Genomic DNA, 21,599 nt, shown 5'->3' on the forward strand with positions numbered 1-21,599 from the left:
GGAGATTATTTTTTTTGCATATTCCTTCATCTTATAGGGAATGATTAACGATGAAGGAGTGTGGAATATAAAAATGTTAAAACGATATTGTATTCGCATTATGATGACTTGTTTACTTGCAATTGCATTATGCGTAACATGGAAGGCTTTCACAGGAGTTTCTTTATTAGAGATTGTAAAGACATATGAAGGAATGAGTGCAAAAGAAGTACATGCAGCAGAAGTTAAGAGAAATGTTGCTCCGAGTAAAGAAGTGATAAATGCTTTAGAGCAGGCAAACGACTGGTCTAAATATCGTTCAATTGAAATGACTGCAACAGGTTATACATCGGGGATTGAGTCAACCGGTAAGAGGCCAGGGCATCCAGAGTATGGTATTACATATTCAGGTGTCAAAGTGAAAAGGGATTTATATTCCACAATTGCTGCGGACTTACGCGTATTTCCGATTGGAACGATTCTATTCGTACCAGGTTATGGATATGGTGTAGTAGCTGATAAGGGCGGTGCAATAAAAGGAAACCGTCTTGATCTATATTATGATACGGTGAAAGATGTTTATAGCCAATGGGGTAAGAAAAAAGTCAATGTGTACGTAGTAAAAGTAGGAAATGGTAAGTTTACAGAAGAAGAGTTAACGATGTTAAATCAAGACGAAACGATGCAAGTGTTTCGTGGTCAATATTTAAAACAAAGATAGTCTAGTCGTAATTACGCTAGACTTTTTTTCTTGGCTTATTTCATAATAGAGGAGATTTTACACGTCATATAACTGTAGTTAGAATTGTCGCATTTTATCGAAAATAAAGTTATAATGGTGATAGAGAAATTTAGGGGGTCTGAACATGTTTCAAGTACAGAAAGAATTAGCAGGTCATGAAGCAGTAATTATTGCTTTATTTGAAGAAGAGAAAATGAGTAGTTTTGTACAAGAACTGGACAAAGCGTTTGAAGGACAATTACAAGTTTTATTAGAAGAGAAAGAATTATCTACGAAGAAAAAGGCCATTTCAAAAGTACATAGTTTAGGAAAAACAAATGTGAAACGTTATTATTTCGTTGGTTTAGGTAAGAAAGAATCTTATACGACGGAAACGTTACGTGCAGCTCTTGGTAAGGCATTTAAAACACTGCAAGCAGCAAAAGTACAAGATGCAGCAATCTTACTGGATTCTTTCGTAACAGAGAAATTAGATGTGATTGATGTAGCTCATATTGCAGCAGAAGTACAAGGTCTTGGTACATATGAATTAGAAACGTATAAATCAGATAAAAAGGATCGTGTGGAATTAGAGAAGTTTACGGCTATTACAGCGGAAGATGCACAAGAAATTGAAGCAGCATTAACAGTTGGCTACGTACATGGACGTGCAACAAATTCAGCTCGTACACTTGTAAATATGCCGCCAAACGTATTAACAGCGACAAAGCTTGCTGAGTATGCTGTTGAGTTAGCGGAGAAGTATGATATGGACTATAAAGTTCTTGAGAAAGAAGAGATGGAAGATCTTGGTATGGGTGCGTTGCTTGCAGTAAACCAAGGTAGTGTAGAGCCACCAAAAATGATCGCTCTTATTTATAAGGGAAAAGAAGAGTGGAAAGATGTCATTGGGTTCGTTGGAAAAGGTATTACATACGATACAGGTGGTTATTCTTTAAAACCACGTGAAGGCATGGTCGGTATGAAAGGTGATATGGGCGGTGCAGCTGCTGTATTAGGTGCGATGGAAATTATCGGTGAACTTCGCCCAGAACAAAATGTGATCGCTGTTATTCCTTCAACTGATAACGTTGTAAGTGGTACGGCATTTAAGCCAGACGATGTAATTACATCAATGAGCGGAAAAACAATTGAAGTATTAAATACGGATGCAGAAGGTCGTCTAGCTTTAGCTGATGGTATTACGTATGCCAAAAAACTTGGTGCAAACTACCTTGTTGATGTTGCAACATTAACAGGCGGTGTAATTGTTGCACTTGGAAACCATACGACAGGCGCAATGACAAATAATGAAGAGTTGTTTGAGCAAGTACTAGAGGCTTCTATGGAAACAGATGAGCCAATTTGGCAACTACCGATTTTTGATCGTGATAAAGAACGTGTGAGAAACAGTAAGTTTGCTGATTTAAATAACTCACCAGGTCGTGAAGGACATGCGGTTATGGCAGGTACATTCTTAGGCGAATTCGCTGAAGATACACCGTGGGTACACTTAGATATTGCTGGAACATCAGAAACAAAAGGCACGCACGACTTAGGACCAGCTGGAGCAACTGGTGCAATGGTACGTACACTTGCAACACTTGTGGAGCGTTTCGGAGAAGAATAATTTTTTGAAGAAAAAGCTGTCTCAAATTTTGGAGACAGCCTTTTTTATTGATATGGTAGGTGTATTTGTTGGTAATTCGATATAAATTCATTTACTACCGCGCTGTTCAAAAAAATGCTAAAAAGTGTTTATAAAGAAATCGTATACAAAATCCCATTTAAAGCAAAAGAAGTACGGCCCGTTTCTTCAGAGACAACTAATATAAGTGCATCACTCTTTTCTGATAAGCCAATTGCAGCTCTGTGACGTGTTCCTAGTTCAGGATCAACTTCTGTACTTTTCGTTAAAGGAAGAATATTAGCAGCTGAGACAATATGATTATTTTTTACGAGAACGGCACCGTCATGAAGAGGGTTACCTGGATAAAATATTGATTCGAGTAATGGTGCAGTTAAATGAGCGTTTAATGTCGTTCCAGTTTGAATGAAAGCTTCAAGCGTCTCGTTTCGTTCCACGACGATAAGAGCACCATGTTTTCTGGCGCTTAAATGTTGGATAGCTGTCGTAATAAAAGATGAACTTTCCGTATAAGGTGATAAATATGCCTGAATATAGTATGTAGCTGCTAATGTTTGTACATTTGCCAACATATGATGAATATCTTCCATTTTGCATAAAATACATTCGTCTTCTTTATCGATTGCGTTCCTCATAATCGATAGTTCTCTTTCAGCAATTTCAATCATTTGCTTTGTTTGTATTTTGAGTTCTTCTGACAAGCCCCATTCGTGCATAATCCTCATTCCCTTTAGTGGAGTATTTAACAATAGTGTATACAAATATTCCTAGTAAAATCCTGCTAGATTTTATAAAATATTGAGATACAGCATGTTTTTTTCATATAATAAAGGTATGACGAGCGAGAGGAGAGAGAAGAATGAATTGGAAACAAGAATTTAGTCGCTGGCTTTCTTACGCACAATTAGATGCAGAATTAAAAGAACAGCTAGAAAATATGAAGCAAGATGAGAAGAAAATCGAGGATAGCTTTTATAAAAATCTAGAGTTTGGCACAGGTGGTATGCGTGGTGAACTTGGTGCTGGTACGAACCGTTTAAACGTATATACAGTTCGTAAAGCAACAAAAGGATTAGCAAGCTTTATCGAAAAATTAGGTGAGGAAGCGAAAAAACGCGGTGTTGTTGTAGCCTATGATTCTCGTCATAAATCACCTGAGTTCGCAATGGAAGTTGCTGCTACACTTGGTGCACACGGCATTACAACATATGTGTTTGAAAGCTTACGTCCAACGCCAGTACTTTCTTTCGCAGTTCGTCATTTACATACAGTAAGTGGAATCGTTCTTACGGCAAGCCATAATCCGCCTGAATATAACGGATACAAAGTATACGGTGAAGATGGTGGACAGTTACCTCCAAAAGAGGCAGATGAGTTAATTAGCTACGTAAATGCAGTAGAAGATGAATTAACAGTTGAAGTTGCTGATGTAGAGCAATTAAAAGCTGACGGTTTATTACATATTATTGGACAAGAAGTAGATGATGCATATGCTGCAGAATTGAACAATGTCATCATTAATAAAGAAATGGTGCAAAAGGTTGGTAAAGACTTGAAAATCGTCTTTACACCATTACACGGAACATCAAATATTTCTGTACGCCGTGGTTTAAAAGAAGTTGGATTTACAGATGTAACAGTTGTAAAAGAGCAAGAGTTACCAGATCCAAACTTCTCTACAGTAAAATCACCGAACCCAGAAGAGCACGCAGCGTTTGAGTATGCAATTCGTGACGGTGAAAAGGTAGGCGCAGATGTATTAATCGCAACTGATCCTGACGCAGATCGCCTTGGTGTAGCAGTGCGTAATCATAATGGTGAGTTCCAAGTATTAACAGGAAACCAAACAGGTGCATTAATGCTTGATTACTTACTATCTCAAAAGAAAGAAAACGGAACGCTTCCAGAGAACGGTGTCGTATTAAAAACAATCGTAACGTCTGAAATTGGTCGTACAATTGCAAAAGCATACGGTTTAGATACAATTGATACGTTAACTGGATTTAAATTTATCGGTGAGAAAATTAGACAGTATGAAGAAAGCGGACAATATGAATTCCAATTCGGTTATGAGGAAAGCTATGGTTATTTAATCCGCCCATTCTGCCGTGATAAAGATGCAGTACAATCTGTCCTATTTGCATGTGAAGTAGCTGCATACTACAAATCACAAGGGAAAACGTTATATGACGGTCTATTAGAAGTATTTGAGAAGTACGGCTTCTTCCGTGAAGACCTTGTATCGTTAACGTTAAAAGGAAAAGATGGAGCGGAAAAAATCCAAGAGATGATGGCAACGTTCCGTGAGAATCCTCCGAAAGAAGTAGCGGGCTTAACAGTCGTAGCAGTGGAAGACTATAAAGCAAGCATCGTTACATCTTTACAAGATGGACATAAAGAAGAGATTCACTTACCGAAATCAAATGTGTTAAAATATCAATTAGAGGATGGTTCATGGTTCTGCCTACGTCCATCTGGAACTGAGCCGAAGATTAAGTTTTACTTTGGTGTGAAAGATAGTTCTTTACAAAATAGTGAACAAAAGTTACTTACTATTAAAGAAGACATTATGAATCGTTTATAATACAAAGTAATTTTAAGTAGTAAGGAACAAAAGGGAGCGAAATCTCCCTTTTGTTTTATGTAGGAAATGATTGCTATTGATTCCGACAGGAGAGAGGGTATTTTGTGATGAAAAAAGTAAGAAAAGCGATAATCCCAGCAGCTGGATTAGGAACACGTTTTTTACCAGCAACGAAAGCAATGCCAAAAGAAATGTTACCGATAGTAGATAAACCGACGATCCAGTACATTGTAGAAGAAGCAGTGAAATCGGGTATCGAAGATATTATTATTGTTACTGGTAAAACAAAGCGTTCTATCGAAGATCATTTTGATAACGCATTTGAACTAGAACAAAACTTATTAGAGAAGAAAAAATATGAGTTGCTTGAAAAAGTACAAGCTTCTTCAAAAATGGTAGATATTCATTATATCCGTCAAAAAGAGCCGAAGGGACTAGGACATGCTGTTTGGTGTGCGCGTAAATTCATTGGTGATGAGCCGTTTGCAGTGTTACTAGGTGATGATATTGTCCAAGCTGAGAAACCGTGTTTACGTCAATTAATGGATGAGTATGAAAAAACACTTTCTTCTGTTATTGGTGTACAAACTGTTCCAGAGTCGGAAACACATCGCTATGGAATTATCGATCCATTAGAACAAGAAGGTCGTCGTTACCAAGTCCGCAATTTCGTTGAGAAACCAGCACAAGGTACAGCTCCTTCAAACTTAGCAATTATGGGTCGTTACATTTTAACGCCTGAAATCTTTATGTTCTTAGAACAGCAACATGTCGGTGCTGGTGGTGAAATTCAGTTAACAGATGCAATCCAAAGCTTAAATGAAATCCAACGTGTATTTGCTTACGATTTCGAAGGAAAGCGCTACGATGTAGGTGAAAAGCTAGGATTCGTTCAAACGACAATCGAAATGGCCCTGCAACACCCAGAATTACGTGATGACATGGTTGCAATGATGAAGAAAATTTTAGAAGAACAAGCGAATCAAGATTCATAATAAAAAAATGAGTTATTTCAGTATACTGAAATAACTCGTTTTTTTTATTATGAAATCGTTGAATGAGAATGCTGATAAGCAGAACGACGCACAGCATAGTATATGCGAGGTGCGATAATAGCACCGATAATTGTAAATGCAATATCTTTTACTGCAAACCACATCATAATCATCCAAGCAGCTTTATAGCTCATATTACCGTCCATAAAGAGATTGACTGCCCCGTACATGTAAGTAGTACCGATTATATAAGTTAAAATAATTCCTGTGAAAGAGGCAATTGCAAATGTAATGAATGTTGGTCTTTCTTTTTGTTCTACTAGTTTTCCCGACACATAAGCAACGATAATAAATGCGATAATAAAACCACCAGTAGGATCTAAAAGTGCTCCAAATCCAGCCTTGAAGTTAGCGAAGATTGGTGCGCCGGCTACGCCAACGAGCATATATACAGTCATGGATAAGGCACCAAGTCTACTTCCAAGAAGAAGACCTGCTAAAATTGCGAAAAATGGTTGCATAGATAATGGGATGCCTGCTACTTGAAGGAATGGTGCCCAAGATACAATATTTGCACCGATGGCCATAAGAGCAACGAACATGGCAGCTAATGCTAAATCTAAAACATGAAATCTCCTCATAATGTTAACCTCCTGTTGTTTTTAGGTTAACATTATCGTAGCGAAAATATTTACTTGTTGTCAATCAAAATATTTTGATAAGAAGGCTTTAAATAGTCTCTTAGCAACGTATATGGAATACGAAATTGCGGAATTCCACTTGAATAGGGAGCAATCTCATATAAAGGGAAATAAATGACGAGATTGTCTGGCTCTAAAAAGAAGTGAAACTTTTTCATACTCATTACCTTTTCAGTTGCATCAGGAAAATAAATGCTTTCATTTTGTTTAATTTGTCGTACAATCTCTGCACGGATTACATCTTTATAATTATCCTTTTGTTGAAACAAATCGTCTAAGTGCAGTACCTTTTTTTCGTTTAAATCAAATGTATTTGCCTTCCACGTATAAAGACCGTGTGCTCCGCCAGTATATTGATAGTAATTCACATATAGGCTAAGGAAAGGTGGTTTGTTTAAAGAGGCTTTATAATCAACATTTGCTACGTACGGATGAAATGGTGTACTAGATCCTTCTGTCTCTTTATAATATTTTTTTGCTTCTTTTTCTAATTTGTTTTTAAATTTGTCGGTGGATTTTTTGTAGTATAAATTGAGTTTGTTTTGAAATTTAGAGTCAGAAAAGTTGTGAAAAGAAGGTCTATTTATTTGATATTCTATATAAGGTTTCTTACCTTTTTGCGTTACAGTCTTAACATCGATTGTCAGGTTAGATGCTTTGGCTGTTATTGCACAATTTGGTACAATAGTCAGCAAGGAGAACATAAGCAGTAATATACAAAATTTCTGTTTCATTTAGGTGAAGCCTCCTTATATAAGTGTTATAAGTAGTTTGAAAATAAATAGGTAAAATTATACATTTAATTAAAGTAAGAGAAGGGGGAAGCGATATGGCAAAAACTTTAATGGATTCACTTGGAATTGAGTTGTTAGAGATGACAGAAGATAAGGTGGTTGCTACGATGCCTGTTGATGAGCGTACGCATCAGCCGTTTGGATTTTTACATGGCGGTGCATCGATTGCATTAGCGGAAACAGTGGCAAGTGTTGGTTCATACAATTTAATTGATCAAGAAAAATGTATTTGTTTCGGATTAGAAATTAATGCAAACCACATTCGTTCAAAGAAAGATGGAATTGTAACAGCGATCGGAACACCGATACATAGAGGACAATCGACAATGGTTTGGGATGTTCGCATTATTGATGAAAATGATGATTTACTATGTATATCAAGATGTACAGTAGCAATTAAAGAAAAACGTGAAAAGTAAAAAAGAGGCGCTCTTATGAGCAGCCTCTTTTTCTTATAATTAGAACTGGATTTTCTTCTCTAAGAAACCTTTTAGTTCACTAATTGGCATACGAACTTGTTCCATTGTGTCACGGTCACGTACTGTAACAGCTTTGTCTTCAACTGAGTCGAAGTCGTAAGTGATACAGAATGGTGTACCGATTTCGTCTTGACGACGGTAACGTTTACCGATAGAACCAGTTTCGTCAAAGTCTACCATGAAGTCTTTAGCTAATTCTGCGAATACTTCAGTAGCACCTTCAGATAGCTTTTTAGATAATGGTAAGATAGCTGCTTTGTATGGTGCTAAAGCAGGGTGGAAACGAAGAACTGTACGAGAATCGTTTTCTAATTGCTCTTCTTCGTATGCATCACATAAGAATGCTAATGTTACGCGGTCAGCACCTAAAGATGGCTCGATGCAGTATGGTACGTAACGCTCATTCGTTTGTGGATCAATATAGTTAAAGTCTTCGTTAGAGTGTTCCATGTGACGTTTTAAATCGAAGTCTGTACGAGATGCAACGCCCCATAGTTCGCCCCAACCGAATGGGAATTTGAATTCAATGTCAGTTGTTGCATTACTGTAGTGAGATAACTCTTCTTCACCGTGGTCACGAAGACGCATGCTCTCTTCAGACATACCAAGTGAAAGTAACCAGTTTTTACAAGTTTCACGCCAGAATGCGAACCACTCTAAATCTTCACCAGGCTTACAGAAGAATTCAAGTTCCATTTGTTCGAATTCACGTGTACGGAATGTGAAGTTACCAGGTGTGATTTCGTTACGGAAACTCTTACCGATTTGGCCGATACCAAATGGAAGCTTTTTACGCATAGAGCGTTGAACGTTTTTGAAGTTTACGAAAATACCTTGTGCTGTTTCAGGACGAAGGAAGATTTCGTTTGTGCTAGACTCTGTAACACCTTGGAATGTTTTGAACATTAAGTTGAACTGACGGATTTCAGTGAATTCTTCACTACCGCAATCAGGGCATTTTACTTCATGTTCTTTCATTAAGTCAGCCATTTGGTCGAAAGTAAGACCGTCAACAACCATTTCGATGCCTTTTGCATCTAAAGCATCTTCAATTAATTTGTCAGCACGGTGACGAGCTTTACACTTTTTACAGTCGATCATTGGATCGTTGAAGTTACCAACGTGACCAGAAGCGATCCAAGTTTTAGGGTTCATTAAAATAGCTGCGTCTAAACCAACGTTGTGTGGAGATTCTTGAATGAATTTTTTCCACCAAGCTTTTTTAACGTTATTTTTTAATTCGATTCCAAGTGGACCGTAATCCCAAGTGTTTGCAAGACCACCGTAAATTTCAGAACCAGGGAAAACAAAACCGCGATGTTTCGCTAAGTTTACAACTTGTTCCATTGAATACATAAGAAAATCCTCCTTTTGAAAGTTAACGTATTGGCGATGATATACTCTGATACTTTGGAAACGAGCAGTATATGCTAAAAAGAACATAAAAAAACGCTCATCCCAAGGCTTATTTGCCTAGGGACGAGCGTTTGCCCGCGGTTCCACCCTAGTTGATACACAAAAGGTGCATCCACTTTATCATGTATTGCTCAGGACTGCCGTTTCCTTGCGGCTTCAGGCTTTCACTATCCCTGAATCGCTTTTTATGCAAGTACTTATAAGTCCGTCATCGCTACTTATATTAATAATAATGAACATATTCTAACACGTTCTTTTTTAAATCTCAATAGAGGAACGTGTCTATCTATGATAGAGTCTCGCCTATTTTTTCATTATTTATTCCGTAATTTTGCTTAATATGCTTAATTGCTTCACGCTTACTTAATGGAGCGAGTTCATTGTTTTGCACGTATTCCCAAACTACATCCGGATTTGTTTTTGCATATTCACGAAGGACCCAGCCAATCGCTTTTTGAATGAAAAATTCTTTTGAAGAATGTAGTTGTCCAATAATCCAGAAAAGAAGTTCTTCATCCATCTTTTGTTTATATTTTAGTTGGAATAAAATAGTGGCACGTTGTAACCATATGTTATCTGATGCAATCCATTTTGGAATATAGGCAGAAATTAATTCTGGATGTTTTAAAAAGATATCGCCTAAAAATGTAGGGACGATGCTATCGACAGAGTCCCACCAAGATTTTGTGACAATCAGTTCTTCTAAGAAGGGGATATGAGTTTCGTTTATATGCTTTTTATATTTTTGCATAATATCAAGTGCGGCCGCTTGGAATTCACGTTCTGTTAAGTCCCAAAGCTCACGTATGATAATTTGGAAGTCTTTTGGATTTGGGAGAGTATGTATTTGAATGATGTCTTTTAATAATTGACGTCTTTCCGGTGTTTGAATACCTAGAAAGGGGAAGTGATTTTTCATATAACGAGCCATAGGTTCTGCTTTTTCAGGATTTTGATGAGCTGTAAAATGCTCTTGTAATGCTTTTACAAATGGATGCATAGGTGTTGCTCCTCTCTTATTCTCTTTCTTTTCTTATTATACAAAGAGTTTGGATAAATTTTAAAACATAACTTGCAATGTAATGAAATATGTTGAAAGTAGAGAGGAGAGGATAAGATGGAGGATCAAGGCGTATTAGCAGGTTTCTTTGCTCTTAGTTTTGCGTTTATTCTTGTTATATTGATTTGGGCAATTATTTCATATTTGTTAACGGCTTTTGCACTTTATTCGATGGCGAAAAATGATGGTGCAACGGACGGGGTGCTTGCGTTTATTCCGTTTTTGAATAGTAAGACGTGGGGTGACTTAGCGAAAGATAAATTACCAGATTTTTTGAAAGAAGAAGCAGGGTGGAAAGTATTCGGCATATACGTTGCATGTTTTATTTTTAATTTCGTACCAATTATAAGTTTACTAGCAACAGCTGTATCGATTGTATTGTCCATTTACCTTATCTACGCTATTTTAGACAGATACGGAACGAACTCTATATTATTTACGATTATTCATGTAATCACATTTTCGGTGTTCTTACCGATTCATTTATTTATTATTCGAAATGAACCGGTGAGATATAAAGAATAGATTTTTCGTTTTTGTTGATAAGTCGATATATTTTATATATAAGTAAAAAAGCGCCCTGATTATCAGAGCGCTTTTTCTACTACATAAGGTAGCGTAAATAAATATAAATGTGAGAAATGATTAATGAAACGATCATAATTGGGAAACCGACTTTTAGGAAGTCCATGTAACTAAATTTATGTCCTTCACGGCTCGCGATACCTGCAACGATTACGTTAGCAGAAGCTCCGATTAACGTTCCGTTTCCGCCCAGACAAGCACCTAGTGCTAATGCCCACCATAATACATCGATTTGTGCGTCAGATGGTGATAAGCCTAGCCCAACTGCCATATCGTTAATAAGTGGAATCATTGTTGCAACGAATGGGATGTTATCAATTGTTGCAGAGGCGATACCAGATACCCATAAAATAAGGATGGATGCGTAAGAAATATCTCCGCCTGTTATACCGATTACTTTTTGAGCTAACATTTTGATAAGACCGATATCGATAAGTCCTCCAACAAGTACGAATAGCCCTGCGAAGAAGAAGATTGTTACCCACTCTACGCTTGCAAATACTTCCTCAATTTCATGCTCTTTCACACCAATTAACATAAGTACAGTAGCACCAGTTAAAGCGATGATAGCTGCATCAACGTGGAAAATCGAATGAGTCATGAAACCTACAATTGTAAGTCCAAGTACTGTTAAAGATTTTTTCATTAATACTGGATCTTTAATGTATTGTTTTTCATCTAGGCTCATTAATTTCTTAACTTGTACAGGATCGGCAATTAATTGTTTGCGATACATAAAGTAAAGTATTATCGCTGTAACTGCAATAATAATAATTACGATTGGTGCTAGATTCAATAGGAAAGCATTGAAGTCTAAATGCTTATTGGCAGAACCAATCATAATGTTAGGTGGATCACCAATTAATGTTGCTGTTCCTCCAATGTTTGAAAAAATAATTTCAGAAAGTAAATAAGGAACAGGATTTACTTGCAGTATGCGCGTAATAGATAAAGTAACTGGAACAACAAGAAGTACAGTTGTAACGTTATCTAAAAATGCGGAGCCAAGCGCGGTAAGTAAGGAAAGTGAAATTAAAATTTTAATTGGATTTCCTTGAGCTCCTTTTGCTGCTTTAATAGCAACGTATTGGAAAACACCTGATTTACTCGTAATGTTCACCAAAATCATCATACCGATAAGTAACGTAATCGTTCCCCATTCAATATGTTTCGTAAAGGCGTTGTGTAAATCGACGACTCCCACAATTACCATGAGTGCTGCACCAAGAAGTGCGATGACAGCACGATTAATTTTTTCAGAAATAATAATGGCATATGTAATTAAAAAGACTGCGATAGCAAAATAATACTGCCAGTTAGCGAGTTCTTGCGTTGTTTCGTGCAAAAATCTCATCTCCTTTCATTCACTTTTTCTTAGTGTGTCAAAAATGTTCTAGAAGAAACACACATAACGTCATTATAAAGTAGGAAAATGGCGGATGTAAATGAAAGGGGGGATTTTGTCATATTTTCTGCATAGGTCATTTTTTCTTATTTTTTAAAATATTTGTGGGCATTTGACATATATATAAGATACATCCAATCTGAATATTTAAAATGGAATTAGCATTCGAGCTTGTTCGTGTAGGAGTGTCAAATAGAAAGGAATGACAAAAATGATAAGGAAGGGATCGTATGGATGAACAACGATTTTTATTTTTAGACTTTGAGTTTACGATGCCCCAGCATAGAAAGAAACCGAAAGGATTTTTTCCGGAGATTATTGAGGTAGGACTCGTTTCAGTTGCTGGCTGTAAGGTAGAAGATACGTATTCATCACATGTCAGACCGAAAACATTTCCCTCTTTAACGGATCGATGCAAGAAGTTTTTAGGAATAAAACAAGAAGTCGTGGATAAAGGGATTTCATTTCCTGAACTCGTTAAGAAGCTTGCAGAATACGAAACGAAATGTAAACCGACAATTGTAACGTGGGGAAATATGGATATGAAAGTGTTGAAGCATAATTGTGAAATGGCAGGGATAGCATTTCCATTCTTCGGGCAGTGTCGTGATTTATCGCTTGAGTATAAGAAGTTTTTTGGAGAAAGAAATCAAACAGGATTATGGAAAGCAATTGAGGCGTATGGAAAAGTAGGGACAGGGAAGCATCATTGTGCGCTTGACGATGCGATGACGACGTACAATATTTTTAAACTAGTAGAAAAAGATAAAGAGTATTTAGTAAAACCAGCACCTCCAACGTTAGGGGAACTCGTTGATTTTTCAAAAGTGTTAAAGAAAGTGAGCACACAGTAACGACCAAATTGCACAGTATGTAATTTGGTCGTTTTGTTTTTTTAAAGTTTATAGTCCTTTTTTAACTGTTCTAATGTTTCTAGACTACGAACCGCAAAAGGTGAATCATCTTCAGAAAATGAATTCATTTGAGTTTCCAATGCTAATTTTAGTGACTCGGTATAATCCGGAATTTCTCCTTCATATTTCTTTACCATTTGCTCTGGAATGTTCGTTTGCTCACGATAAGCTAAAGCGCGTCTTTCGTGGAAAAATGGCACGTCAGCTTGTTTTACGTTATGTAAGTCACCTTGCACCGGATGTTTTAAAACAGCTAATACTTTTACGACATAACTACCAGGACGGCTATTTGTAATTTCGCCTATGTATTTTCCTGTTTTATAAATACCAGTAACGATTTCGCCAATTTTAAATGTTTCTCTCATATTTTTCACCTCAAGTTTATAGTAAGGAAAGTACGGGAAGGAGTCAAAGAAATCATTCGTTTTCAGAACGCCCCTTGAGAATATGGATAGGTTCCACTATAATTTAAAATGATATAACAGAAAATTCTGATGTTTTATAAATCCTATAATAAGGAGTGTTCTATATGATGCCTTTATATTTTCCGGAAGATAAAACAGAATATATTATTCCAGGGATTGTTTGCGTTCTATTTATTATCGGTGCTATTGCCACGTGGCGCATGTTTATTCGTGTATCAAAAAGAGAAGCAGAGCGATTACAGAAAGTTGAAGAAAAACTATTAGCTGAAAAGAAACAGTAACGCATTTTTGTATGTTTCCCTCTATGCTCGGACAATCTAAGGGCAGAATATATTTTGGAGGGAATAGAATGAAGAAACGGCTTTTTTTCAGTTGTTGTTTATTATTTCTGATGGCAGGTTGTGACCAAGGAAAGCCGAAAGAAATTGAAGTGAAATTACATAATGCTTCAGGAGATGAAGTAGGGACTGCGAAAGTAGTTCAACAAACAAGTGGAGTGAAGATTACGATTAAAGGGGAAGGTTTCACGCCAGGACCACACGGACTACATGTACATGAAATCGGAGAGTGTAAGGCACCTCGTTTTGAATCATCTGGGAATCATTTTAATCCCGATGATAAAAAACATGGTCTTCTTAATCCGAAGGGTGCAGAAAACGGTGATTTACCGAACGTAGTTGCAGACGGTTCTGGAAAGATTAAAGCGGAAATCGATGCACCCCACATTACAATTGAAGAAGGAAAAACGACGATTCATAGAAAAGATGGAGCGTCTATTATTATTACAGAAAATCCTGATGATGGTATGACACAGCCGACAGGTAAATCAGGGGATCGAATTGCTTGTGGCGTAATTGTAAAAAAAGCATCGGATATGAAGAAAAAATAAAAGCTACCGTGAATGGTAGCTTTCTTTGTGAAATGTAATTGAAAAGATATTGATAAAGGAGGTTGTCCAAAATAATTGGAGATAGCCTCCTTTCTTATTATGAAAACGTATGACGCAGTCTGTTCAAAATTTCTTCTAAAACAGATCGTGGACAGCCGATGTTAATTCGAATATGTTCTTCGCCACCTAACCCGTATTTCTCACCAGGTTCAACAATGATTTTTCCTTTTTCCTCAAGTAGTGCGGTACGCTCGTTTTGAGAAAGCTTTAGACGAGAACAATCAATCCATAATAAAAAGCTACCTTCAGGCTTCGTTACAGAAAGAGCAGATATGTGAGTTTTAATATATTCACAAGCAAATTGAGCATTATCTTCTATATATAATCGAATTTCGTTTAGCCAATCATTACATTCTGTATAGGCACTTCGCATCGCTGTATAAGCGAAGATATTTAACCCGTGGAAGCCTTGTCTATACTGGATAGCTGTAAAGGCGTGACGGAGTTTTTCGTTTGGAATGATAATAATCGACGCTTGTAATCCAGCGATATTAAATGTTTTACTTGGAGCCATACAAGTGATAGTGCGCGCTGCTAATTCTTCAGATAAGGAAGCGAACGGTGTATGTGTATGGTCTGCATAAATGATATCGGAATGAATTTCATCCGCGACAACGATTACGTTATATTTAGTACATAACGATCCGAGCTGCACAAGTTCCTCTTTCGTCCAAACGCGTCCGATGGGGTTATGAGGGCTACAAAGAAGCATGAGTTTGACGCCTTGCTGAAACTGCTTTTCTAAATGCTCGAAGTCTATCACATATGTATCATTTTGTTTCTGTAATGGACTCACACATAACTGCCTATTATTTGTTGTGACCATTTCGAAAAATGGAGGATAAATAGGTGGTTGTACGAGAACGGATTCGTTTTCTTTTGTAAAAGCCTGTATGCTCGTACTAAGAGCTGGAACGATCCCTGCACTAAAGACGATCCATTCTTTTTGAATGTCCCAGTCGTATTGTTGTTTTGTCCAGTTACAAATAATATCCCCAATATTTTCAGGGGGAAGTGTATAGCCAAAAATCGGATGTTCGATCCGTTGTTTTAAGGCAGTTTGAATTGGTTTTGGTACTTCAAAATCCATATCAGCAATCCAAGCATGGATAAGTTCTTCGTTTTTATATGTATCCCATTTTATACTATGCGTTCCACGTCGATTGATTGCTTTATGAAATAGTTGCATAAGTTTGCCCCCTTCTTCTGTAAAACCAATAAGTTACGAAAGTTCTCTCTCTTCTTATAGAATAGCTGATGTGATAGGATAAAGAAAAGTATTAAAAAGTGAAAAGGCGGGAAGCGAATGGGTACATATGAAAAGATGATAGAGGTTGTGAAGAATTGGGATCCGTTTCAAATGGGACCGGAGTTTTATGAAACAGAAGCGAGCGATGTTGTGAACGTCGCAAGTGTGTTTGATGATCCAAAATACATCGCAAAGAAGATTCAACATATATACTTTATGTCTTTTGAGGAAGTACCTGCGCTTGAAAAATGTGAGAAGTTAGCTGTGGAATTACTTGTAATAAAAGAAGGCGGAAGTTGTTCATTATAGGCTGTCGGAATTTCCGACAGCCTTTTTTATATTATCCCGCTATTTGCTTGGTAGTAAGACCCCACCTCAAAATTCAGCGGAAGCAAAGAAGTTAGGTCGGGACTAATTAAATTTTCACTTTATTGCGCGGAAAAAGCGATAATTTCTTCATAAACATGTTTAGGCTTTTCTTCAGGTAGTAAATGTCCTGTATTTTCGTAAGAAATAAATTTTGAATTCGGTAAATCTTTGTGTAGACGATGACCTACATGTACAGGGACGACGCGGTCTTTTTCACCCCAAATGAGCAAGATAGGTGTTTCGATTTTTTGTAATTCAGTTGAAGATAAGTCACCTTCACGGTCTCGTATCATGCGAGTTAAAGCGGGAAATATACGGTCGTCATAAAAAGGAGCGGAGTAACCTTTTTTCATTTCATCGTCAATTAATGAGTGATCATGAACGACATTCATTAAGTTATGAACGATGCCGCGCCTAATAATCCAGTTCTTTACGTATAAATGAAAGAACGGTAAATAAGAAGAGTATAGTAAAGGTAAGGTTGCACGTGCTAAATAGCTAGAGCTGCATAGTAAAATCGTCTTTGAAATGAGTTCAGGACGTATACGGTTTACATAGAGAGAAATTTGCCCACCCATAGAATGTCCAACTAATACAATGTTTGAGAGAGAGAAATGTTCAATTAAATCAATAATAATCGTTGCTAAATTATGATAAGAATACTTAAACAGATGAGACTTATCACTTTTTCCGAACGGTGGTAAATCAAGAGCAATGACTGTTCCTTCCTTCGATAGTAAAGGAATGAGGCGGCGGTAACTGAATGAGGAAGATAAAAAGCCGTGAACTAGTACGAAAGTAGGACGTTCTGTTTTATTATCATGTTCATACAATTCGTAATGAACAGTAGTGCCGCGAGTGGAAAAAGTGAAATAAGGACAAGTATATTCATGATTCATTTTTTGTCACTCCATTGATTTTTGTTCATATCATCTCCAAGGAAGAAGAAAATATGTTAACAAAAAAAGGCAAGATGACGATGTCATCTTGCCTTTCACTTATTCGGTATTACCCGCGCACAATATTAGGCGGTGTTTTTCCTTGTAATCCTGCAACTAAATTTTCAGCGGCTGTCATAGCCATTTGCTGACGAGTTTTTAATGTTGCAGATCCGATGTGTGGTAAAGTCACAACATTTTGTAATGATAAGAGTGGATTATCTTTTTGAATCGGCTCTTGTGTAAATGTATCGATACCTGCTGCAAAGATTTTCTTTTCTGTTAAAGCATGGATTAACGCTTCTTCATCTACTGTTTTGCCGCGAGAAGCATTAATGAAGGTTGCTGTGTCTTTCATTAATGAAAATTCCTTTTCTCCGATAAGGTGATATGTTTCATCTGTTAATGGAGTAAGAAGAACAATAAAGTCAGACTGCTTCAGTAGCGTCTGTAAATCACAATATGTAGCATCGAATTTTTGTTCAGCTTCTTCTTTACGACGGCGGTTATAGTAAAGAACATTCATATCAAATCCGAATTTTGCTCGTTTTGCAACGGCTTCTCCAATTCGGCCCATACCGATAATACCAATTGTGCTATGGTGTACATCTAGTCCGAAGTGTTCTTTTCCGATTTCAGCGTTCCATTCACCATTTTTCACGTAAGAATCGAGTTCGCAAACGCGGCGCCCAGCTGATAGCATAAGGGCGAAAACGAGATCAGCTACTGTATCATCTAATACGTATGGTGTATTCGTTCCGATAACATTTCGGTTTTTCATCGCTTGTAAATCAAAATTATCGTAACCGACAGAAATGTTGCTCACTACTTTTAAGTTAGGAGCTACTGTCAGTAATTCTTCATTAATAGCAGATCCGAAATTTAATAACCCATCTTTATCTTGTATTTTCTCTAATAGAATATCACGAGGTACTTTCTCATTTTGATCCCATTTTTCATAATCACAGTGTTTTGATAAATAGTTTTCTACAAATGTTGGAACTGGTTCAGCAATATAAACTTTTGGTTTCACGGTTCCATCCCCTTTCGCTTTATCCCACATTTTTCCGCTGATTAAAGTTTCACTTTATTTTGACATAATTCAATAGAAAAATCTTCTTTTCAAACTGGAAAGGGTATTTGTATAATTTAGACACAAACGAAAAGGAAGGATGATTTATATGGTGACAGAAAAAGAATTAGAATTATTAGCTTGTCTTGAAAAGAGTAGTCGATTATCTGTAGATACATTAGCGAAGCTGTTAAATATAGAAGTAGAAGAAGTAAAGAAGATGGTTGCAAGATTAGAAAATGAAAAGATTATTGTGGATTATGTAACACATATTGATTGGACGAAAGTGAAAGAGCATACAGGTTTAACGGCAATGATCGATGTGAAAGTTACGCCAAAGCACGGCGTTGGGTTTGATGCGGTTGCTGAACAAATTTATCGTTATTCAGAAGTGAAATCCGTTTATTTAATGTCAGGAACATATGATCTTTCTATTACATTAGAAGGGAAAACGATGGGGGAAGTAGCGATGTTTGTTTCTGAGAAATTAGCAACAATTGAATCTGTCGTTTCTACAACTACTCATTTCATTTTGAAGAAGTATAAACATGAGGGCGTTATTTATGAAAAAGACGATGATGATAAGCGAATTGTGGTGACACCATGAAGCAATTTGAACTATCTAGATCAGCAGAATCTTTAAAACCATCTGGTATTCGAAAATTTTTTGATTTAGCAGCAAATATGAAAGGTGTTATTTCCCTCGGGGTAGGAGAGCCGGATTTTGTTACACCTTGGAATGTAAGGCAAGCATGTATTCGTTCTTTGGAACAAGGGTATACGTCATATACAGCAAATGCAGGATTATTGGAGCTCCGTCAAGAAATAGCAAAGTATCTAAAAAAACAATTTGCAGTATCTTATGATCCAAGTGATGAAATCATTGTTACAGTTGGAGCGAGCCAGGCGTTAGATGTAGCGATGCGCGCCATTATAAATCCTGATGATGAAGTGCTCATTATTGAACCAAGCTTCGTTTCTTATGCACCACTTGTGACATTAGCTGGAGGAGTTCCGGTTCCTGTGACGACTACGTTAGAAAACGAGTTTAAAGTACAACCAGAACAAATTGAAGCAGCTATTACAGCGAAAACAAAGGCAATTTTACTTTGTTCACCAAATAACCCGACAGGTGCAATGCTAAATAAATCCGAGCTTGAAGAAATAGCAGTGATTGTTGAGAAGTACAATCTAATTGTATTATCTGATGAAATTTATGCAGAGCTTGTATACGACGAAGTATATACGAGTTTCGCGAGTATTAAAAATATGCGTGAGCATACGATTTTAATTTCAGGATTTTCAAAAGGATTTGCGATGACAGGATGGCGCCTCGGTATGATTGCAGCTCCTGTTCAATTTTCAGAATTAATGCTCAAAATCCATCAGTATTCAATGATGTGTGCACCGACGATGTCTCAGTTTGCAGCACTTGAGGCGTTACGCGCAGGGAACGATGAAGTAATTCGAATGAGAGATAGTTATAAGAAGCGTCGTAACTTCATGACGACATCTTTCAATGAAATGGGCTTAACGTGTCATGTGCCAGGCGGAGCATTTTATGTTTTCCCTTCTATATCTTCAACAGGATTATCTTCAGCGGAATTTGCAGAACAGTTATTGCTGGAAGAAAAAGTGGCCGTTGTCCCTGGTAGCGTATTTGGCGAAAGTGGTGAAGGTTTTATTCGTTGTTCTTATGCGACGTCGCTTGAACAACTTATGGAAGCAATGAAGAGAATGGAACGGTTTGTCGAAAATAAAAAAAGGACAAAACGTAATACGTTTTGTCCATAAAAGGGGGGGAATACTAGAAAGCCATGTGTTAGTAGTCTATCCTAATATTGGAGAATTATACTTCTTTAAGGGAAATTTTTCATGAATTTTGAATGAGTTCTGTCATAGTGGTATAATTTACTAATATAAGGTATACGCATTCTAGATAACGTTATCTAGAATGCGTACTAACCAATCGGATATTTAAAATAAATATATCTGCTTTGCTCTCTATAATTGTAGAGAGAATGGTAAACGTATGGGAGTGTTTCATATGTCAGAACAATATACAACAGGAGTGGTTGTAACAGGGAAAGTGACTGGAATTCAAGATTACGGTGCGTTTGTAGCGTTAGATGCAGAAACACAAGGACTTGTGCATATATCTGAAATTACAAATGGATATGTAAAGGATATTCATGACTTTTTAAAAGTCGGCGATACAGTAGAAGTAAAGGTACTTTCAATTGATGAAGAGCACAGAAAAATGAGTTTATCGTTAAAAGCGGCGAAAAGAAAGCAAGGAAGGATTCTTATACCGAACCCATCTGAAAACGGATTTAATACGCTGCGAGAAAAGTTGGCAGAATGGATTGAAGAGTCCGAGTTAACAAAGTAAAAGAGGAACGCATATGAGCGTTCCTCTTTTACTTTATCTTATGATATATATTTGCAAATATGATTGCATGCAATCATATTCGTATGTCGGAGGTGAAAGGACATACTGATTATCGAATTTCGTTTGTTTCTGGGTGCGTACCAAGATTTTCAGATGGTTTAAACAGTAAACCAAGGTTGATAAGCCCAGATATACCAACGATGCCGTAAATAATACGTGCAAGAGCTGAATTTTGTCCACCGAAAATGGCTGCTACTAAGTCAAACTGGAAAAACCCGATTAGTCCCCAGTTCACAGCGCCAATTACAGTAAAGACTAATGCGATACGTTGCAGAGTACTCATGAAAAAGCCCCCCTTTTAATTGTGAAGCATGAGCAAGCGATGAGTTAATTAACTCTTTTATAGAATGGGGTAGTTATGTTGTTTTTATACATAAAAAATGTTCGAAAGACGATGTATATACATCTATACCGAAAAATACGAATTTTTATGCAAAAAATGAACTTTTTCTAAAAAATATATATTGGTTACGTTTACAATGTTTGAATCGCTTGATTTACAACTTCAGTTTCGCTAAAGTGAATACAGAAATACATATCCATAATTGGAGGGAAAAAGATGAGTACACATGTAACGTTCGACTATTCTAAAGCGTTATCCTTCATCGGTGAACATGAAATCACTTATTTACGTGATGCAGTGAAAGTAACACATCACGCAATCCACGAAAAAACTGGAGCTGGGAACGATTTCCTTGGGTGGGTAGATCTTCCGCTTCAATATGACAAAGAAGAATTCGCTCGCATTCAAAAATGCGCAGAAAAAATTAAAAATGACTCTGACATTTTACTTGTTGTAGGTATTGGTGGTTCTTACTTAGGAGCACGCGCAGCAATCGAAATGTTAAACCATTCTTTCTACAA

The 21,599-nt window shown here is 37.0% G+C and carries 24 protein-coding genes and 1 pseudogene; 14 read left to right on the forward strand and 11 right to left on the reverse strand.

Features of this window, described 5'->3' with window-relative positions:
• Nucleotides 1–73: 73 nt before the first annotated feature.
• Both CGQ22_RS11550 and pepA read left to right on the forward strand, forming a co-directional pair.
• On the forward strand, nucleotides 74–700 hold the full coding sequence (locus CGQ22_RS11550; protein ID WP_000920095.1) for a 3D domain-containing protein: 627 nt from the start codon (nucleotides 74–76) through the stop codon (nucleotides 698–700).
• Nucleotides 701–845: 145 nt separating this feature from the next.
• Nucleotides 846–2,330, forward strand: a complete 1,485-nt coding sequence (pepA, locus tag CGQ22_RS11555; RefSeq protein ID WP_089148719.1) for a cytosol aminopeptidase — start codon at nucleotides 846–848, stop codon at nucleotides 2,328–2,330.
• Between the two features lie 128 nt (nucleotides 2,331–2,458).
• Here pepA and cdaS read toward each other — a convergent pair whose 3' ends face one another.
• Complete coding sequence (gene cdaS, locus CGQ22_RS11560; protein WP_000545255.1) at nucleotides 2,459–3,064, reverse strand: sporulation-specific diadenylate cyclase CdaS; 606 nt, start codon at nucleotides 3,062–3,064, stop codon at nucleotides 2,459–2,461.
• A gap of 143 nt (nucleotides 3,065–3,207) precedes the next feature.
• On the opposite strand from cdaS, the gene CGQ22_RS11565 reads away from it, so the two are divergent.
• Together CGQ22_RS11565 and galU are read left to right on the forward strand one after the other, a co-directional pair.
• The gene (locus CGQ22_RS11565; protein WP_001104205.1) at nucleotides 3,208–4,932 is read left to right on the forward strand and encodes a phospho-sugar mutase; all 1,725 of its coding nucleotides are present in this window, start codon (nucleotides 3,208–3,210) and stop codon (nucleotides 4,930–4,932) included.
• A 107-nt stretch (nucleotides 4,933–5,039) separates the two neighbouring features.
• Nucleotides 5,040–5,927: a UTP--glucose-1-phosphate uridylyltransferase GalU gene (galU, locus tag CGQ22_RS11570; RefSeq protein ID WP_002181028.1), complete on the forward strand. Its 888-nt coding sequence runs from the start codon at nucleotides 5,040–5,042 to the stop codon at nucleotides 5,925–5,927.
• A gap of 47 nt (nucleotides 5,928–5,974) precedes the next feature.
• Here galU and CGQ22_RS11575 read toward each other — a convergent pair whose 3' ends face one another.
• Both CGQ22_RS11575 and CGQ22_RS11580 read right to left on the reverse strand, forming a co-directional pair.
• Nucleotides 5,975–6,568, reverse strand: coding sequence for a biotin transporter BioY (locus CGQ22_RS11575; protein ID WP_001252162.1), 594 nt, complete (start codon nucleotides 6,566–6,568; stop codon nucleotides 5,975–5,977).
• Between the two features lie 50 nt (nucleotides 6,569–6,618).
• Nucleotides 6,619–7,362, reverse strand: coding sequence for a DUF3298 and DUF4163 domain-containing protein (locus CGQ22_RS11580; RefSeq protein WP_089148720.1), 744 nt, complete (start codon nucleotides 7,360–7,362; stop codon nucleotides 6,619–6,621).
• A gap of 95 nt (nucleotides 7,363–7,457) precedes the next feature.
• Here CGQ22_RS11580 and CGQ22_RS11585 point away from each other — a divergent pair, with 95 nt between their 5' ends.
• On the forward strand, nucleotides 7,458–7,841 hold the full coding sequence (locus tag CGQ22_RS11585) for a hotdog fold thioesterase (RefSeq protein WP_089148721.1): 384 nt from the start codon (nucleotides 7,458–7,460) through the stop codon (nucleotides 7,839–7,841).
• Between the two features lie 39 nt (nucleotides 7,842–7,880).
• Here the strand turns inward: CGQ22_RS11585 and CGQ22_RS11590 are convergent, their stop codons facing one another.
• Nucleotides 7,881–9,257 carry a glycine--tRNA ligase gene (locus CGQ22_RS11590; RefSeq protein WP_000287147.1) on the reverse strand — a complete coding sequence of 459 codons (1,377 nt, stop codon included), beginning with the start codon at nucleotides 9,255–9,257 and terminating at the stop codon, nucleotides 7,881–7,883.
• 346 nt (nucleotides 9,258–9,603) lie between these two features.
• Complete coding sequence (locus tag CGQ22_RS11600; RefSeq protein ID WP_061884707.1) at nucleotides 9,604–10,317, reverse strand: DNA alkylation repair protein; 714 nt, start codon at nucleotides 10,315–10,317, stop codon at nucleotides 9,604–9,606.
• 117 nt (nucleotides 10,318–10,434) lie between these two features.
• On the opposite strand from CGQ22_RS11600, the gene CGQ22_RS11605 reads away from it, so the two are divergent.
• Nucleotides 10,435–10,902 carry a hypothetical protein gene (locus CGQ22_RS11605; protein ID WP_000390061.1) on the forward strand — a complete coding sequence of 156 codons (468 nt, stop codon included), beginning with the start codon at nucleotides 10,435–10,437 and terminating at the stop codon, nucleotides 10,900–10,902.
• 79 nt (nucleotides 10,903–10,981) lie between these two features.
• On the opposite strand, the gene CGQ22_RS11610 is transcribed toward CGQ22_RS11605, so the two are convergent.
• Entirely contained in the window at nucleotides 10,982–12,307 is a 1,326-nt protein-coding gene (locus CGQ22_RS11610) for an ArsB/NhaD family transporter (RefSeq protein WP_000545232.1), read from the reverse strand.
• Nucleotides 12,308–12,597: 290 nt separating this feature from the next.
• Here CGQ22_RS11610 and kapD point away from each other — a divergent pair, with 290 nt between their 5' ends.
• Nucleotides 12,598–13,221, forward strand: a complete 624-nt coding sequence (gene kapD, locus CGQ22_RS11615) for a 3'-5' exonuclease KapD (protein ID WP_000344356.1) — start codon at nucleotides 12,598–12,600, stop codon at nucleotides 13,219–13,221.
• 41 nt (nucleotides 13,222–13,262) lie between these two features.
• On the opposite strand, the gene kapB is transcribed toward kapD, so the two are convergent.
• Nucleotides 13,263–13,646 carry a kinase-associated lipoprotein KapB gene (gene kapB, locus CGQ22_RS11620; RefSeq protein ID WP_061884706.1) on the reverse strand — a complete coding sequence of 128 codons (384 nt, stop codon included), beginning with the start codon at nucleotides 13,644–13,646 and terminating at the stop codon, nucleotides 13,263–13,265.
• Between the two features lie 164 nt (nucleotides 13,647–13,810).
• Here kapB and CGQ22_RS31940 point away from each other — a divergent pair, with 164 nt between their 5' ends.
• Both CGQ22_RS31940 and sodC read left to right on the forward strand, forming a co-directional pair.
• Nucleotides 13,811–13,987 (forward strand): hypothetical protein, encoded by a 177-nt coding sequence (locus CGQ22_RS31940; protein ID WP_000982757.1) that lies wholly within the window; start codon nucleotides 13,811–13,813, stop codon nucleotides 13,985–13,987.
• Between the two features lie 68 nt (nucleotides 13,988–14,055).
• The gene (gene sodC, locus CGQ22_RS11630; protein WP_061884705.1) at nucleotides 14,056–14,595 is read left to right on the forward strand and encodes a superoxide dismutase [Cu-Zn]; all 540 of its coding nucleotides are present in this window, start codon (nucleotides 14,056–14,058) and stop codon (nucleotides 14,593–14,595) included.
• A 97-nt stretch (nucleotides 14,596–14,692) separates the two neighbouring features.
• Here sodC and CGQ22_RS11635 read toward each other — a convergent pair whose 3' ends face one another.
• A complete protein-coding gene (locus CGQ22_RS11635; protein ID WP_001175810.1) occupies nucleotides 14,693–15,844 on the reverse strand; it encodes a MalY/PatB family protein in 1,152 nt (383 codons plus the stop codon).
• A 117-nt stretch (nucleotides 15,845–15,961) separates the two neighbouring features.
• Here CGQ22_RS11635 and CGQ22_RS11640 point away from each other — a divergent pair, with 117 nt between their 5' ends.
• Nucleotides 15,962–16,213: a YugE family protein gene (locus CGQ22_RS11640; RefSeq protein ID WP_000537632.1), complete on the forward strand. Its 252-nt coding sequence runs from the start codon at nucleotides 15,962–15,964 to the stop codon at nucleotides 16,211–16,213.
• A 119-nt stretch (nucleotides 16,214–16,332) separates the two neighbouring features.
• On the opposite strand, the gene CGQ22_RS11645 is transcribed toward CGQ22_RS11640, so the two are convergent.
• Both CGQ22_RS11645 and CGQ22_RS11650 read right to left on the reverse strand, forming a co-directional pair.
• Nucleotides 16,333–17,172 (reverse strand): alpha/beta fold hydrolase, encoded by an 840-nt coding sequence (locus CGQ22_RS11645; RefSeq protein WP_089148722.1) that lies wholly within the window; start codon nucleotides 17,170–17,172, stop codon nucleotides 16,333–16,335.
• Nucleotides 17,173–17,281: 109 nt separating this feature from the next.
• The gene (locus CGQ22_RS11650; protein ID WP_089148723.1) at nucleotides 17,282–18,274 is read right to left on the reverse strand and encodes a 2-hydroxyacid dehydrogenase; all 993 of its coding nucleotides are present in this window, start codon (nucleotides 18,272–18,274) and stop codon (nucleotides 17,282–17,284) included.
• A gap of 118 nt (nucleotides 18,275–18,392) precedes the next feature.
• Between CGQ22_RS11650 and CGQ22_RS11655 the strand changes: the two genes are divergently transcribed.
• The 3 genes from CGQ22_RS11655 (at nucleotide 18,393) to yugI (ending at nucleotide 20,675) form a co-directional block, all read left to right on the forward strand.
• On the forward strand, nucleotides 18,393–18,890 hold the full coding sequence (locus CGQ22_RS11655) for an Lrp/AsnC family transcriptional regulator (RefSeq protein WP_000255696.1): 498 nt from the start codon (nucleotides 18,393–18,395) through the stop codon (nucleotides 18,888–18,890).
• Entirely contained in the window at nucleotides 18,887–20,077 is a 1,191-nt protein-coding gene (locus tag CGQ22_RS11660) for an aminotransferase (RefSeq protein ID WP_000808532.1), read from the forward strand. The genes CGQ22_RS11655 and CGQ22_RS11660 overlap by 4 nt, the downstream gene beginning before the upstream one ends.
• A gap of 253 nt (nucleotides 20,078–20,330) precedes the next feature.
• Nucleotides 20,331–20,675: a S1 domain-containing post-transcriptional regulator GSP13 gene (gene yugI, locus CGQ22_RS11665; RefSeq protein ID WP_000003764.1), complete on the forward strand. Its 345-nt coding sequence runs from the start codon at nucleotides 20,331–20,333 to the stop codon at nucleotides 20,673–20,675.
• Nucleotides 20,676–20,784: 109 nt separating this feature from the next.
• Here yugI and CGQ22_RS11670 read toward each other — a convergent pair whose 3' ends face one another.
• Nucleotides 20,785–21,018, reverse strand: a complete 234-nt coding sequence (locus CGQ22_RS11670) for a DUF378 domain-containing protein (protein ID WP_000105788.1) — start codon at nucleotides 21,016–21,018, stop codon at nucleotides 20,785–20,787.
• Nucleotides 21,019–21,294: 276 nt separating this feature from the next.
• Between CGQ22_RS11670 and CGQ22_RS11680 the strand changes: the two are divergent.
• Nucleotides 21,295–21,599 (forward strand): annotated as a pseudogene (locus CGQ22_RS11680) (glucose-6-phosphate isomerase); the annotation flags it as partial.

Origin of the sequence: Bacillus sp. M13(2017) (assembly GCF_002218325.1) — a bacterium.
GTDB classification, from domain to species: domain Bacteria; phylum Bacillota; class Bacilli; order Bacillales; family Bacillaceae_G; genus Bacillus_A; species Bacillus_A thuringiensis_K.

Excerpts from the sequence above, each read along its gene's own strand:
- CGQ22_RS11550 (WP_000920095.1), top strand. The coding sequence starts at position 74 with ATGTTAAAACGATATTGTATTCGCATTATGATGACTTGTTTACTTGCA.
- pepA (WP_089148719.1), top strand. The coding sequence starts at position 846 with ATGTTTCAAGTACAGAAAGAATTAGCAGGTCATGAAGCAGTAATTATT.
- cdaS (WP_000545255.1), bottom strand. The coding sequence starts at position 3,064 with ATGCACGAATGGGGCTTGTCAGAAGAACTCAAAATACAAACAAAGCAA.
- CGQ22_RS11565 (WP_001104205.1), top strand. The coding sequence starts at position 3,208 with ATGAATTGGAAACAAGAATTTAGTCGCTGGCTTTCTTACGCACAATTA.
- galU (WP_002181028.1), top strand. The coding sequence starts at position 5,040 with ATGAAAAAAGTAAGAAAAGCGATAATCCCAGCAGCTGGATTAGGAACA.
- CGQ22_RS11575 (WP_001252162.1), bottom strand. The coding sequence starts at position 6,568 with ATGAGGAGATTTCATGTTTTAGATTTAGCATTAGCTGCCATGTTCGTT.
- CGQ22_RS11580 (WP_089148720.1), bottom strand. The coding sequence starts at position 7,362 with ATGAAACAGAAATTTTGTATATTACTGCTTATGTTCTCCTTGCTGACT.
- CGQ22_RS11585 (WP_089148721.1), top strand. The coding sequence starts at position 7,458 with ATGGCAAAAACTTTAATGGATTCACTTGGAATTGAGTTGTTAGAGATG.
- CGQ22_RS11590 (WP_000287147.1), bottom strand. The coding sequence starts at position 9,257 with ATGTATTCAATGGAACAAGTTGTAAACTTAGCGAAACATCGCGGTTTT.
- CGQ22_RS11600 (WP_061884707.1), bottom strand. The coding sequence starts at position 10,317 with ATGCATCCATTTGTAAAAGCATTACAAGAGCATTTTACAGCTCATCAA.
- CGQ22_RS11605 (WP_000390061.1), top strand. The coding sequence starts at position 10,435 with ATGGAGGATCAAGGCGTATTAGCAGGTTTCTTTGCTCTTAGTTTTGCG.
- kapD (WP_000344356.1), top strand. The coding sequence starts at position 12,598 with ATGGATGAACAACGATTTTTATTTTTAGACTTTGAGTTTACGATGCCC.
- kapB (WP_061884706.1), bottom strand. The coding sequence starts at position 13,646 with ATGAGAGAAACATTTAAAATTGGCGAAATCGTTACTGGTATTTATAAA.
- CGQ22_RS31940 (WP_000982757.1), top strand. The coding sequence starts at position 13,811 with ATGATGCCTTTATATTTTCCGGAAGATAAAACAGAATATATTATTCCA.
- sodC (WP_061884705.1), top strand. The coding sequence starts at position 14,056 with ATGAAGAAACGGCTTTTTTTCAGTTGTTGTTTATTATTTCTGATGGCA.
- CGQ22_RS11635 (WP_001175810.1), bottom strand. The coding sequence starts at position 15,844 with ATGCAACTATTTCATAAAGCAATCAATCGACGTGGAACGCATAGTATA.
- CGQ22_RS11640 (WP_000537632.1), top strand. The coding sequence starts at position 15,962 with ATGGGTACATATGAAAAGATGATAGAGGTTGTGAAGAATTGGGATCCG.
- CGQ22_RS11645 (WP_089148722.1), bottom strand. The coding sequence starts at position 17,172 with ATGAATCATGAATATACTTGTCCTTATTTCACTTTTTCCACTCGCGGC.
- CGQ22_RS11650 (WP_089148723.1), bottom strand. The coding sequence starts at position 18,274 with ATGTGGGATAAAGCGAAAGGGGATGGAACCGTGAAACCAAAAGTTTAT.
- CGQ22_RS11655 (WP_000255696.1), top strand. The coding sequence starts at position 18,393 with ATGGTGACAGAAAAAGAATTAGAATTATTAGCTTGTCTTGAAAAGAGT.
- CGQ22_RS11660 (WP_000808532.1), top strand. The coding sequence starts at position 18,887 with ATGAAGCAATTTGAACTATCTAGATCAGCAGAATCTTTAAAACCATCT.
- yugI (WP_000003764.1), top strand. The coding sequence starts at position 20,331 with ATGTCAGAACAATATACAACAGGAGTGGTTGTAACAGGGAAAGTGACT.
- CGQ22_RS11670 (WP_000105788.1), bottom strand. The coding sequence starts at position 21,018 with ATGAGTACTCTGCAACGTATCGCATTAGTCTTTACTGTAATTGGCGCT.